Source organism: Cellulomonas sp., from assembly GCF_965229465.1.
Classification (GTDB): Bacteria; Actinomycetota; Actinomycetes; order Actinomycetales; family Cellulomonadaceae; genus Cellulomonas.
On record NZ_OZ245882.1, the window covers coordinates 570,894 to 584,033 of the forward strand.

At 76.0% G+C, this 13,140-nt stretch carries 8 protein-coding genes; 3 read left to right on the forward strand and 5 right to left on the reverse strand.

Features of this window, described 5'->3' with window-relative positions:
• Positions 1-60: 60 nt before the first annotated feature.
• A complete protein-coding gene (locus ACO06A_RS02640; RefSeq protein ID WP_421734538.1) occupies positions 61-2,061 on the reverse strand; it encodes an ATP-dependent helicase in 2,001 nt (666 codons plus the stop codon).
• Between the two features lie 169 nt (positions 2,062-2,230).
• On the opposite strand from ACO06A_RS02640, the gene ACO06A_RS02645 reads away from it, so the two are divergent.
• Complete coding sequence (locus tag ACO06A_RS02645; protein ID WP_421734539.1) at positions 2,231-2,491, forward strand: mycoredoxin; 261 nt, start codon at positions 2,231-2,233, stop codon at positions 2,489-2,491.
• On the opposite strand, the gene nudC is transcribed toward ACO06A_RS02645, so the two are convergent.
• Positions 2,484-3,467, reverse strand: coding sequence for an NAD(+) diphosphatase (gene nudC / locus ACO06A_RS02650; RefSeq protein ID WP_421734540.1), 984 nt, complete (start codon positions 3,465-3,467; stop codon positions 2,484-2,486). The two genes, ACO06A_RS02645 and nudC, sit on opposite strands and share 8 nt — an antisense overlap.
• Positions 3,468-3,592: 125 nt before the next feature.
• On the opposite strand from nudC, the gene ACO06A_RS02655 reads away from it, so the two are divergent.
• The gene (locus ACO06A_RS02655) at positions 3,593-4,540 is read left to right on the forward strand and encodes a phosphotransferase (protein WP_421734541.1); all 948 of its coding nucleotides are present in this window, start codon (positions 3,593-3,595) and stop codon (positions 4,538-4,540) included.
• Positions 4,541-4,607: 67 nt separating this feature from the next.
• On the opposite strand, the gene ACO06A_RS02660 is transcribed toward ACO06A_RS02655, so the two are convergent.
• The 3 genes from ACO06A_RS02660 to ACO06A_RS02670 form a co-directional block, all read right to left on the reverse strand.
• Complete coding sequence (locus tag ACO06A_RS02660) at positions 4,608-8,129, reverse strand: UvrD-helicase domain-containing protein (protein WP_421734542.1); 3,522 nt, start codon at positions 8,127-8,129, stop codon at positions 4,608-4,610.
• Positions 8,126-11,332: an ATP-dependent helicase gene (locus tag ACO06A_RS02665; protein ID WP_421734543.1), complete on the reverse strand. Its 3,207-nt coding sequence runs from the start codon at positions 11,330-11,332 to the stop codon at positions 8,126-8,128. The genes ACO06A_RS02660 and ACO06A_RS02665 overlap by 4 nt, the downstream gene beginning before the upstream one ends.
• Positions 11,333-11,396: 64 nt before the next feature.
• Positions 11,397-12,227, reverse strand: coding sequence for a DUF3152 domain-containing protein (locus tag ACO06A_RS02670; protein ID WP_421734544.1), 831 nt, complete (start codon positions 12,225-12,227; stop codon positions 11,397-11,399).
• 167 nt (positions 12,228-12,394) lie between these two features.
• Between ACO06A_RS02670 and ACO06A_RS02675 the strand changes: the two genes are divergently transcribed.
• Entirely contained in the window at positions 12,395-13,063 is a 669-nt protein-coding gene (locus ACO06A_RS02675) for a TetR/AcrR family transcriptional regulator (protein ID WP_421734545.1), read from the forward strand.
• Positions 13,064-13,140: the final 77 nt, after the last annotated feature.

The following is a 13,140-nucleotide window of genomic DNA, read 5'->3' on the forward strand; positions in this document are numbered from 1 at the left end:
ACGGCGGACAACCGAATAAACGAAGAAATCTCGACGAGTTTCCGCCAACGCCCGATCGGGTCAACGAGCGGGCTGCGCGACCGTCGCGCGTACGGTCTCCAGGACGTCCTCGCCGACGTCCGCCAGCGTCATCGGTCCGACCCCGCGGACCGAGCCCAGCTCCTGGAGCGTGCCGGGGCAGCGCTCCGCGATCGCGCGGATGGTCGCGCTGGTCAGGACCGAGGCCGGCTGGCGGCGCAGCTCGGCGGCGTGGGCGTCGCGCCACGCGGTGAGCGCGTCGACGACGGCCTGCTGGCGGTCGTCGAGCTCGCGCCGCGGCACTCCGGGGCGGCGGCGCTCGTCGGGCCAGAGGTCGGTGAGGAACCGCGAGACCGTGCGGCTCGCCCGCGCACGCGGGTGCCGGGCGCGCGAGTACGAGAGGTGCAGGTGCACGCGGGCCCGGGTGATCCCGACGTAGAGCAGGCGCCGCTCCTCGGCCAGGGCGGCGTCCGTCTGCGCCTGGACCGTGGGGAGCAGTCCTTCGGAGAGTCCCACCAGGAACACGGCGTCCCACTCGAGGCCCTTGGCGGCGTGCAGGGACGCCAGGGTCACGCCCTCGACGGTCGGGGCGTGCTGGGCGGACGCGCGCTCGTCGAGCTCCGCGACCAGGTCGGCGACGGTCGGCGGCCCGCTGCCGGTCGGCGGTGCCGCAGCGAGCGAGTCGGCCAGCGTGACGAGCGCCTGGAGGGCGTCCCAACGTTCGCGTGCCGCACCCCGGCCCTCCGGCGGGCTCTCGGTCCAGCCCGCATTGCGCAGGATGTCCCGGACCGCGTCCGGCATCGGCAGGTCGGGGTCGACGGCGCGGGCGCCGCCGCGCAGCAGGACCATGGCCTTGCGCACGTCCGCCCGCGCGAAGAACCGGGCGTTCCCGCGCACCTGGTAGGCGATGCCGCGGTCGGACAGGGCCGCCTCGAACGCCTCGGACTGCACGTTGGTCCGGAACAGGACCGCGATGTCGGCGGCGGACACGCCACCGCGCATCAGCTCCGCGATCGCCGCGGTCACGCCCGCGGCCTCCGCGTCGTCGTCCGCGTAGGTCGTGTAGGAGACGTCGGGCCCGTCGGCGCGCTGCGCCCGAAGCTCCAGGGGCGCCGGTCCGCCCGCCTTGCGCGACGCGTGCATCACGTGGTTGGCCAGGCCGACCACCTGCGGCGTCGAGCGGTAGTCCCGGACCAGCTCGACCGTGGTGGCGCGCGGGTACGTGGCGGTGAACGAGGTGAGGTGGTGGGCGGAGGCTCCGGCGAACGAGTAGATGGTCTGGCTCGGGTCGCCGACCACGCAGAGCTCCTGCCGGCCGCCGAGCCACATGTCGAGCAGGTACTGCTGGAGCGGGCTGACGTCCTGGTACTCGTCGACCACGAAGTGCTGGTACTGCTCCCGGACCGAGTCCGCGACGTCGCGCCGCTCGGCCAGCATGGCCGCGAGCAGGAGGAGCACGTCCTCGAAGTCGATGACGCCCTGCTGGTCCTTGGCGGACTCGTACGCCGCCATGAGCCGCGCGACGGACTGCGGGTCGATGCCCCCGGGCCCTGGCCGGTCGGTGGCGGCGGCGGCCTTGGCGTAGTCGTCGGCCGTGACCAGCGAGACCTTGGCCCACTCGATCTCGGAGGCCAGGTCCCGCACGCTCTCCCGGTCCGTCTCGATGCCGACCAGCTGGGCTGCGTGCGCGACGAGCTTGACCTTCTGCTCGAGGATCCGCGGCGGCGGCCCCCCGACGACCTTGGGCCAGAAGAACCCCAGCTGGCGCAGCGCGGCCGCGTGGAACGTCCGGGCCTGGACACCGGACGCGCCCAGCAGTCGCAGGCGCGTCCGCATCTCGCCGGCGGCGCGGGCGGTGAACGTCACGGCCAGCACGTTGGCCGGCCGGTAGGCGCCCACCTGGATGCCGTACGCGATGCGGTGCGTGATCGCCCGGGTCTTGCCCGTGCCGGCGCCCGCGAGCACGCGGACGGGTCCACGCAGGGTGGTCGCGACGGCACGCTGCTCGGGGTCGAGGGCGTCCAGGAGGGCTTCGGCGGACATCGGGCACAGTCTCGCAGCACCGGCCCACACGCCCGACGCGACCGGTGGACAACCCCCGTTCGAGCGACCCCGTCCGAGCGACCCGGGAAGAGTCCCGGGCTTGCGGACGTTGCTGCCCTGGGCGACGATCTCGCCACGACCGTGCTCGACACCCGACCGACGAGGACCGATGACCACGCAGACCCTGCCCGAGACCGGCACCCTCACGATGTACTCCACCAGCTGGTGCGGGTACTGCCGTCGGCTCAAGACGCAGCTGGACTCCGCAGGGATCGGCTACACCGAGGTGAACATCGAGGAGCACCCCGACGCGGCGGCACTGGTCGAGTCGCTCAACGGCGGCAACCAGACAGTCCCCACGGTCGTGTTCCCCGACGGGTCCGCTGTGACCAACCCGTCGCTCGCGCAGGTCCGCGACCGCCTCAGCTGAGCGGCCCGCCGAACCACTCCTCCACGAGGGCCCGCGCGATCGACGCCCGCCCCGGCGGGATGACCTCCCCGGTGCGCACCGCGTCGGCGAGCTCGCCCCGGGAGAACCAGCGCGCCTCCGTGAGCTCGACGCCGTCCACCGTGACCGCCGTCGACAGGGCCTGGGCGCTGAACCCGATCATCAACGACGCCGGGAACGGCCACGGCTGGCTGCCCCGGTAGGACACGTCGCCGACGACGACGCCCGTCTCCTCCGCGACCTCGCGGCGCACCGCGTGCTCGAGCGACTCCCCCGCCTCGACGAACCCCGCGAGCGTGGACCACCGCCCGGCCGGCCAGTGGGCCGCGTGCCCCAGCAGGATCCGGTCGTCGGCGTCGACCACCGCCATGATCACCGCGGGATCCGTCCGTGGGTAGTGCTCCGACCCGTCGAGGACGCACACCCGCGTCCAGCCCGACTGCGCGACCCGCGTCTCGGCGCCGCAACGCGGGCAGCGGGGGTGCCGGGCGTGCCAGGCGTCGAGCGCGACCGCCGTGGTGGCCAGCCCTGCCTCCTGCGCCGACAGGTCGGCACCGATGTCCCGCAGCGCCGTCCAGCTCAGCCCGTCGGGCAGCGTCGGCGCCACCGCAGGGCCCGTGCTGGTCGGCGCGGTGTGCACGAGCACGTCGGACGCCTCCCCCACCGCCGGCGCGGGCCTGCGGTCCACGACCCTGCGCGCCAGGTACGCCTCGCCGCCGTCGCCCCGGCCGAGCAGCAGCCATGCCTCGTCGTCGGCGGGCAGCAGTCGGGCGACGTCCGCCGGGTCGAGCAGCGCGACCGCCGGCCCCGGCGTGGTCACCACCGCGGCGTCGCAGACGAGGAGCACGCGCGTCGCCGGGTCGGCGAGGGCGTCGCGGACGAACCCGTCCTCGGTGCGCAGCAGCGCGGCCCGGTCGACGCCGGCACGGGACAGCGGGAGGTCATCCGGAACGATCACGCCGGTCACCGTACGCGGCGCCGACTCCACCGGCCCGCGGAAAGCGGGCGCGACGGGACCAATCGGACGAAGACACGCCGAGCGGCTGGGCCGGGACGGTTCCGCGGCCCGCCTATCCTGGGCGGGTGGTCCGATCCCCCCTCGCCCTGGCCGCGCTGGCGACCGTCGCCGTCCCGGGACTCGACGCCTTCGACGTCCGACGGCCCGCTCAGCCCGGGTCCGACTTCGACACGGCTGTCGTCATCGACGCCCACCGCAACCGCTGGGTGGTGCGCGCCCCGCAGCATGCCGCTGCGGGTGCAGCGCTCGAGGCCGAGGTCGTGCTGCTGGCGATGCTCGCCGGGGAGTCGGAGCGCGGGAAGCTGCCGTTCGCCGTGCCCGCCCCGGCCGGGTTCGCGCACCTGCCCGAGGGCGGGCGCGCCGCCGTGCACGCCGAGATCCCCGGGGAGCCGCTGCGGCTCGAGCACCTCGGCCCCGGCCCGGGCCTCGCCGCGTCGCTCGGCCGCGCGATCGCCGCGGTGCACGAGCTGCCCACCGTCATCATCGAGAACGCCGGCCTGCCCGCCTACGACGCCGGCGAGTACCGCCAGCGCCGCCAGGCAGAGGTCGACGAGGCCGCGCGCACCGGCAAGGTCCCGCCCGCGCTGCTGAGGCGCTGGGAGGAGCGGCTGGAGGACGTCGCGATGTGGCGTTTCCGCCCGACCGTCGTGCACGGCGACCTCACCAGCGACCGCGTCCTGGTCCGGGGCGACACGGTCACCGGGATCCTGCACTGGGGCGACGCCTGCGTGGCCGACCCCGCCGACGACCTCGCGTGGCTGCTCGTCGCGGCCCACCCGGACGCCACCGACTCGATCATGGAGGCGTACCAGCTGCGCCGGACCGAGCTCACCGACCCGCACCTGGCCGACCGCGCCCTGCTCGCCGGGGAGCTCGCGCTCGCCCGGTGGCTGCTCTACGGGGTGCGCACCCAGGACGCGGAGATCATCGACGACGCAGTCGCCATGCTCGAGGACCTCGACGCACACACCCGCGAGGACCGGGACGCCGAGGCCGAACCGCTGCTGGCGTGACGGACCGCTCCGTCTCGTGGGGCGGTCTGCACAACGCCCGCGACCTCGGCGGGTTCGTGAACTGAGGTCACTCGCCGTCGAAGAGCGTGGGCGCCGACGGCCGGGGGGTGGCGCGTCGGGCAGGGGCCGCGTTTGAGCCCTCCCATCCCGCACGGCGGCGGGTGGGTGTGTTGGTCCGGGCGCCGCGTCGGTTGACCCGCGGCGCGACCGCTCCCGGTGCTTGCGGGCCGCGGGTGGCCGCGCTGAGCAGGTCGGCGATCTCCGCCTCGTCCAGCAACCGCTCCGGGTAGACCGTCACGCCCGCGCCGACGTAGCAGAACGCGGCGCGCACCCGCTCGAGGGGTGTTCCGGTCCAGCGCGACCAGGCGAGCCGGTAGACCGCCAGCTGGAGCTCGCGGGACGCCCGTGCGGCCTCGTCCTTCGGCGGTGACCCCGTCTTCCAGTCGACGACGACGACGCCGGGCTCCTCCGTGGTCCCGGCGGGGTCGGGGAAGACCGCGTCGATCCGGGAGCGCAGGACGTAGCCGTCGACCGAGATCTCGATGTCCACCTCGACCGCGACCGGCGAGCGGTCGGCCCATTCGGTGGCCAGGAACGCCTCGCGGAGCGCGCGCTCGTCGAGGTCCAGGACCGCGGAGTCGTCGTCGGCACCGGGCAGCGCGTCGACGTCCACCAGGGACGCGCTGCCGTACCAGCCCTCGACCCACGCGTGGAACCGGGTGCCCCTGCGGGCCTGCGGCGACGGCTCGGCCGGCACCGGGCGACGCAGGTGCTGCGCGAACTCGGCCGGGTCGCCGTCGAGACGCACGAGAGCCGAGGCCGACAGGTGCGCGGGCAGCTCGACCTCGCCCGACGGGGTCCGGACCCGCTCGCGCTCGGCCAGCAGGCGGTCGGCAAGCAGGTCCCACGGATGGGCGTCCGGCGGGTCGGCCTGCGCGACCTGCGGCTCGTCCGGCGGTCGCACCACCACCTGCTGCGCGGCCATGGCGGCGCGGACGCGTCCCGCCGCCTCGTCGACGTGCCGCCGACGGGTCGCGCTCGCGTCGGCGCCGAACGGGTCCGAGGGCCAGGTGGCCGTGAGCACGAGCGAGTCGCGGGGGTTCGTCCCGCCGTCCTCGGGCGCCAGCTCCCAGCCGCCCGTCTCGACCAGGCCGGCTTCGGCCAGCTCGTCCAGGAACAGGGAGATCTTGCGGACGCGAGAGCCGTCGCCCCACCAGGCGGCAGTGAGCAGCAGGTCGGACCGGGCACGCGTGAGCGCGACGTACGCGAGGCGGCGCTCCTCGGCGACCTCGTGGTCGCCGGCCGCGAGCAGGAACGTCTTGCGCCGGTCCTCGAGCTCCTTCGGGTCGTCGGCGCCGGAGTACGCGAACTCGGGCAGGTCGTGACGGTCGCCTCTCAGCGGGTAGGGCAGCGAGCCGAGCCCGGTCAGCCACGCCGAGTCCTTCGGTCCGTCCTTGCCCTGCGTCGCGGTGGCGGGCAGCCCGCCGTCCACCAGCCCGGCGACGGCGACGACGTCCCACTCGAGGCCCTTGGCCGCGTGCACCGTGATGAGCTGCACCGCGTCCGGGTCGGGCTCGGAGACCGGCATGTCCAGGCCGTTCTCGCGGGTGTCCGCCGCCTCGAGCCACGCGAGGAAGCCGCCCAGGTTGGGATGGTCGGCGGACCGGGCGAACTCGACCGCCACGTCCCGGAACGCGTCCAGCTGCGCGCGCGCACGACCCGGCGAGGTGCGCGCGCGTGCGGCGACCTCGATGTCGAGCCCGAGCAGCCGCTCCGCCTCGCCGACCAGCTCCGGCACGGACAGGTAGGTGTGCGCGCGGAGCACCCGCAACGTCAGGGCGAGGTCGGCGAGCCGCGCCCGGCCGACCGCGCTGAGCGTCCGGCCACCGCGACTGGTCCACCCCTGCGCCGGGAGCTCGGTGATCGCGTCGAGAGCGTCCACGATGCTGCGCTCGTCGACCGCGTCCGCCTCGACCACCACCTCGTCCGAGGCTGCCGCCGTGCGCCCCCGTGACCCCGCGTCACCACCGTGCCGCGCCGCCAGCTCGCCGGACCACGCCGCGAGCGCGTGCAGGTCGGCGGCGCCGAGCCGAGTGCGCGCGCCGGTGAGCAGGCGCATGAGGGCGTCGCCGCGGGACGGGTCGTGAGCGGTCTGGAGGAGGGCGACCAGGTCGACCACCTCGGGCGCGGAGAGCAGGCCGCCGAGCCCGACGACCTCGACCGGCAGCCCGGCGTCGCGCAGGGCGCGGCGCAGCGTCTCGAACTGGGACCGCTTGCGGCACAGGACCGCGGCGGTGACCCGGTCGCGTCCCGGTCCGGCGGGCTGCCACCGGTCGCGGACGAACTGCGCGACCGCACGCGCCTCGTCCTCGACCGTCTCGGCGACGTGCGCGTGGACGTGGCCCTCGCCCGCACCGGGCCGCGCGGCCAGCACCGGCACGGCAACCCGGGTGGCCGAGGCTCGCAGCGGCGCCGCCACGTGGTTGGCCGCCGCGAGGATCAGCCGGTCGTTGCGCCACGAGGTGGACAGCAGGTGGACGTCCGCCGGCGACCGCGAGCCGTCCGGGTGCACCTGCGGGAACGACGTCGGGAAGCCCTCCAGCCCGCCCGCGCTCGCACCGCGCCAGCCGTAGATCGACTGGTGCGGGTCCCCGACCGCCGTGACCGGGTGCCCGGCACCGAACAGCGCGCCGAGCAGGGTCAGCTGGGCGTAGGAGGTGTCCTGGTACTCGTCGAGCAGGACGACCCGGAACCGCTGCCGCTCACCGGCGCCCACCTCGGGCACGTCGAGGGCCAGCCGCGCGGCAAGCGCCACCTGGTCGCCGAAGTCGATCGCGTCGCTCGCCCTCTTCCGCGTCCGGTACTCGGCGACGAGGTCGAGCACGCGCACGCGCTCCCCCAGCGACCGCAGCAGCCGCTTGATCTCGGCGTACGGCTCGCGCGGCGGGGTGCCCGCGGGCGTCGCGACGAGGTCCTCGATGATGCCCTCGATCCCGCTGCGCGCTCCGGCCGCGTCGAGCAGGTGCTCGTCCAGCGCACCGGACAGGGTGAGCACCGCCTCGATCACGGTCGACGTGGCGGCGTCGGTGTCGAGGTCGTCGCTCCACGCCTCGACCACCTCGGACGCCAGCTGCCACTGCGCCGCCTCGCCGAGCAGCCGGGCCGACGGGTCGAGCCCGAGCCGCAGCGCGTGGTCCGACACCAGGGACGCCGCGTAGGAGTTGTAGGTGGAGATCGTCGGCCGCGCGAGGCCGGCCAGGGCCGCACCGCGCTCGGGGTCGACCTCGCCGCCGAGCACCACGCCCTCGGCCGCGGCCGCCCGGGCGAGGGTGCGCAACCGCTTGCGTACCCGCTCGGACAGCTCGCCGGCCGCCTTGCGCGTGAAGGTCAGGCCCAGGATCTGGTCCGGCGCCAGGATGCCGTTGGCCAGCAGCCAGACCACCCGTGCGGCCATGGTCTCCGTCTTGCCGGACCCGGCACCGGCGACCACGAGCGACGGCGCGAGGGGGGCCTCGATGACGACCCGCTGCTCGGGCGTGGGCGGCGGCTGGCCCACGAGCGCGGCGATCTGCGCGGCGGTCAGCGTCATGCGACCACCTGTCCGCCCTCGCCGCGGACCGGGCAGGAGCGCCGCACGGGGCAGCGGTCGCACAGGTCGTTGGTGGTGGCCTGGAACGTCGAGGCGGCCATCTTGTCCGCCACCTGGTCGACCATCGTCCGCGCCCAGCTGGGTCCGTCCACCTCGGGCCCGAGCGCGTCCTGGGACCGGGTCGTGGCGGTGGCGCCCGTGCCGAGGAAGACCAGCTGCGCGCCCCCGCTCGTGGCACCCTCGGGCAGCCCGTCGAACGCGCCCGCGTCGACCGCCAGCTGGTAGGCGCCCAGCTGCGGGTTCTCCGCGGCCTTGCTGACGCTCGGCGGGCTGGCGCCGGTCTTCAGGTCCACCACCCGCACCACGGGGCCGGCGGCGCCGTCCTGCACGAGCTCGATCCGGTCGGCCGACCCCCGCAGCGACGCGCGCTCGGTGTCGACGGCGAACGACCCCTCCACCAGCAGCGGCTCCCCGGCCGTCCGCAGGTAGACGGCGAGCCGGTGCACCATGGCGTCCGCCTTGCGCCGGGTGGCGAGCGCCGGCCAGCCCGCGCCGAGGCCCAGCTCGCCCCACCGGCGGTCGAGCGCCGCGGACAGCTCCGCCTCGGTGCCGCGCGGGTGCTCCTGCGCGATGGCGTGCAGCAGCGTGCCGAGGCTCTGCCCGCCGCTCGCCGACGACGTCCCGCCCGCGGCCTCGAGCGCCCACCGCAGGGCGCAGCGCTGCGCGGTCTCGACCTTGGACGGCGAGACCGGCACGCGCTCGCCCGCCTCCCACAGCGGCGCCTCGCTGGACGGCTCGGCCAGGCCGTACCACTGGGCCGGATCGGCGCCGGTGACGTCGGCCGCCGCCAGTCGCGCCAGCGTGCGGGCGGCGGCCGGGTCCGGCTCGACGCCGTCGAGCGCCGCCTGCTCCAGGTGCGCCCGCAGCTGCGCGACGAGTCCCCGCAGGTCGAGCGGGCTCGGGACGCTGGTGCGGCGGGTGTCGCCGTCGTCGTCGGACGGGTCGACGAGCTCGACGAAGGGTGACGGCTGGTGGTCGGCGTCGTCCACGGCCGTCACCAGCAGCGAGCGGCGGGCACGCGAGCAGGCGACGACGAACGAGCGCAGCTCGTCCGCCAGCACCGCGTCGCGCGCGGCCCCGGCCGCCTGGGCGTCGTCGGAGGCGCCCGGCACCGCGCGGCCGGCGACCAGGTCCACGAGGGCCTGGGCGCCGAGCAGCGAGTCGCGCAGGCGCAGGTCCGGCCAGGAGCCCTCCTGCACGCCGGCCACCACGACGACGTCCCACTCGCGCCCCGCCGCGCCCGCCGGGGTCAGCACCTGCACCGAGGCGCGCCGCGCGCGGGCCGCGAGCGAGTCCGAGGGCAGGTCCTGCGCCTGGAGCCAGTCGACGAAGGCGGCCGGCGACGACCGCGGCATCCGGTCGACGAAGGTCTCCGCCGCGCGGAAGAGGGCCAGCACCGCGTCGAGGTCACGGTCCGCGCGCTCGCCCGCGGCTCCCCCGGCGAGCGCGGAACGGCGCCACGGCTCGGCCTGCTCGGCCGTGCGCCACAGCGCCCACAGGACGGTCTGCGCATCGGCGGCCGGGAGCTCCGCGGCCCGACGCCCCTCGGCGAGCACCCGCGCCAGCCGGGTGATCGGGCGCACCGCGGTCGGCAGGGCGGCCGCTCCGTCGTCCGACGAGAGCGCCTCGACGAGCAGCGCGTCGCTGGTGCGGCCGCCGCCCTGGGCCAGCTCGTGGGTGCGCAGCGCGCGACGCACGCGACGCAGGCCGACCGTGTCGAGGCCGCCGAGCGGCGAGCACGCCAGCCGCGCCGCCGTGGGGGCGTCGAGCTCCGCCGCGCCGACGCACACGCGCATCGCGTCCAGCAGCGGCCGCGCGGCGGGCTCCTCGCGCAGCGGGACGTCGCTGCCCAGCACGCTCACCGGCACCGACGCTCCGGCCAGGGCACGCCGCAGCGCGGTGACCTGTGCCCCGGACCGCGCGACGACCGCCATCTCGCCCCAGGGGACGCCCCGCTCGACGTGCGCGCTGCGCAGCGCGTGCGCGACGAACGCCGCCTCCTGCGCGGTGCTGGGCAGCACCGCGACCCGGACCTCGCCGCCGTCGGGCCGGGCGGGGACCGCGCGCCGGTGCTGCACGGCGCCGACCGCGCCGACCCGCTCCGCGACCCGACCGACGACGTCGCGCAGCCGGGGGTCGTGCCGCCAGGCGGTGCGCAGCACCACCGTGCGGGCACCGAGCTCCCCGGGTCCGGGACCGTCGAGGCCCGCGCGCCCGACCAGCGACGGCGTCGCGCCCCGGAACGTCTGCACCGCCGCGTCCGGGTCCGCCAGCAGCAGCAGGCGCGCCCCGTCGTCCGCGAGCACCCGCAGCAGGCGCGCCGTCGCCGACGTGCTCTCCTGGTGGTCGTCCACCACCACCAGCCGCCACCGCGGGCGGACCGCGCCGGGCACCTCGTCCTCCCAGGTCAGCAGCGCCTGCGCCGCCTCGTCGACCACGACCGCCGGGTCCAGCCGGGCCCCCAGGTCCGGCGTGCCGGTGCGCAGCTGGACCACGTCGAGGTACTCCTCGTACAGCCGGGCGGCGCTGGCCCAGGCAGGCCGGCCGTGGGCGTCCGCGAGCGCGGCCAGGTCCACCGGCGTGAGGCTGCGCTCGGCCGCGCGCATCAGCAGGTCGCGCAGCTCGTCGCGGAACGGGCGCAGGCCGAGCACGTCGGGCCGGACCTCGGGCGGCCACGCGAGCGACACGCCCTCTCCGGCGGCGTGCCCGGCCAGCAGGTCACCGATCAGCAGGTCCTGCTCGGCGCCGGAGACCAGGGTCGGGGGCGGCTCGCCCAGCAGCGACGCCCGGGCGCGGAGCACCGAGAACGCCGCGGCGGCTGCGGTCTGCACCAGGGGCCGTCCGGACGTCCGTCGCAGCCGCGCCGACAGCCGGTCCCGCAGGTCCGCCGCCGCGCGCCGGCCCGACGACAGGACGAGCACGTCCTCCGGCGACATGCCCGCCTCGACGGCCGCCACGACCGCCTCGAGGGCGACCGTCGTCTTGCCGGTGCCGGGCGCGCCGAGCACGAGCAGCGCACGGTCGGTGGCCGACACCGCCGCCGACTGGTCGGGGTCGAGCTCCACCAGGGTCCCGGGACCACGCGCAGGGACGTCCGCGAACGCCGGGCGCACGAGGCGCAGGGCGTGCGGGGGGCTGGTCACGGAGCCGATCCCATCACGAGCCACCGACACCGCCGCGCACGACCCGCGCGCGGCGCTCAGGTGCTCAGGGGAACGGCCACGCGTTCGGGATGCAGGGCGCCGCCTTGTACGACTGCTGCTGCATCAGGGGCGCCAGCTGACCCGCGCCGCCGCACCGCTCGTGCCCGTGCCCGAGCAGGTGGCCCACCTCGTGGTTGACCAGGTACTGCCGGTAGCTCACCTTGTCGCCCGCCAGCTCGGCGGTCGCCAGCACCCACCGGCGCAGGTTGAGCACGGCGTGCCCGTTGCGCCCGCACGACACCTCGCCGCCCGTGCGCAGCGGTGCGCAGAGGTCGTCGACCGTCGCGGGCGACGCCAGGACCACCCTGAGCTCCGCGACGCCGTCCGTGCGGGCGAACGACAACGAGCCGTCCGCGCCCCAGCCGCGCGGGTCGTTCAGCGTGGCCATGACCGTCGCCGCGAACGCGGCACCGTCGACGGCCAGCCCGTCCTCGACCTCCACGCGCACGGTGCGGACCGCACCGGTGCCCGGCCCCGGATCCACCCCGGGGACCACGGTCAAGGTGCCCGACCCGGACTCGGGGATCTCGCTCGACAGGAGCCCGGCGGCCACGTCGGCAGCGGTCAGCCCGGGCGGGAGGGCGACGATGCTGGGCGGCTGCTCGGTCGGGAGCATCCCGTGGGGCACCTCGACGGGCTCCGGCACGATCGAGGCGCGGCCGGAGAACGCCCGGCTCTGCGAGCCCACGCGATCCACCGGCTCGGCCGGGGCGGCGGACGAGGTGCCCAGCACGTCGTCGACCATCGCGGCGGCTCGCGGTGCGCTCACGACCCAGAACCCGCCGCCCGCACCGAGAGTCAGCCCGATCGCGACCGCGACGACTCCCGGGACCATGCTCAGGACGGTGCCCGACCGGTGCCGGCGCGCCGCCCGCGGACGACGACGAGGGACCGACGAGCGTCGAGACGCACGCGTCGGTCCCTGGTCCGTCCGGAGCGGTTCCGGGGCTGTCACCCGGCCATCGTCGCATCCCGGACACATCCCGTGGCTACCATCGCGGGATGACGGACGGGACAGACGACTCGACCCCGAGGCCCCGGAGCCCCCGGATGGCCCGCGACGAGCGGCGCGCCCAGGTGCTGCGCGTCGCCCAGGAGCTCTTCTCGTCCGAGGGCTTCCACCACGTCTCAATGGACGACATCGCGGAACGCGCCGAGGTCAGCAAGCCGGTCCTGTACCGCCACTTCCCCTCCAAGCTCGACCTGTACCTCGCGGTCGTGGACCAGAACGGCGCCGACCTGCTCGTCGCGGTGGAGAAGGCCGTGGCCGGCATCGAGCAGGGGCCCGTGCGGCGCGGGGACGGACGCGACGTGATCGCCGCGATCGTGCAGGCGTACATCATGTTCGTCGAGGGCGCAGGAGAGTCGTCGGCGCTGCTGTTCGAGTCCGACGTCACGCACGACGCCGACGTCCGGGCCCGGGTCGAGCACGCGTCCTCCGAGGCGGCCGGCCGCATCACCGTCGTCCTGTCGCAGGTCACAGCGCTGCCGCTGGACGACGCGGGCATGCTGGCCGTCGCCCTGATCGCGATGGCGCAGGGCGCGGCGACGCACCGCCTGCGCCAGCCGAGCGACGTCGGGCCCGAGCGCACGGTCGAGCTGGTCACCCAGCTGGCCTGGGGCGGGGTGTCCGCGCTGATCCGGCCCGACTTCGTCTACGAGGACGCCTAGGATCGGACGACGTGCCACGGCCCACCGGGCTGACGTAGGCACGGGTACGACCTCGAGAACCACAGCGTGGAGTAAGG

What these genes read in the sequence shown, in the direction of transcription:
- ACO06A_RS02645 (WP_421734539.1), top strand. Translation starts at nt 2,231, where the DNA reads ATGACCACGCAGACCCTGCCCGAGACCGGCACCCTCACGATGTACTCC.
- ACO06A_RS02675 (WP_421734545.1), top strand. Translation starts at nt 12,395, where the DNA reads ATGACGGACGGGACAGACGACTCGACCCCGAGGCCCCGGAGCCCCCGG.
- ACO06A_RS02670 (WP_421734544.1), bottom strand. Translation starts at nt 12,227, where the DNA reads ATGGTCCCGGGAGTCGTCGCGGTCGCGATCGGGCTGACTCTCGGTGCG.
- ACO06A_RS02640 (WP_421734538.1), bottom strand. Translation starts at nt 2,061, where the DNA reads ATGTCCGCCGAAGCCCTCCTGGACGCCCTCGACCCCGAGCAGCGTGCC.
- ACO06A_RS02660 (WP_421734542.1), bottom strand. Translation starts at nt 8,129, where the DNA reads ATGACGCTGACCGCCGCGCAGATCGCCGCGCTCGTGGGCCAGCCGCCG.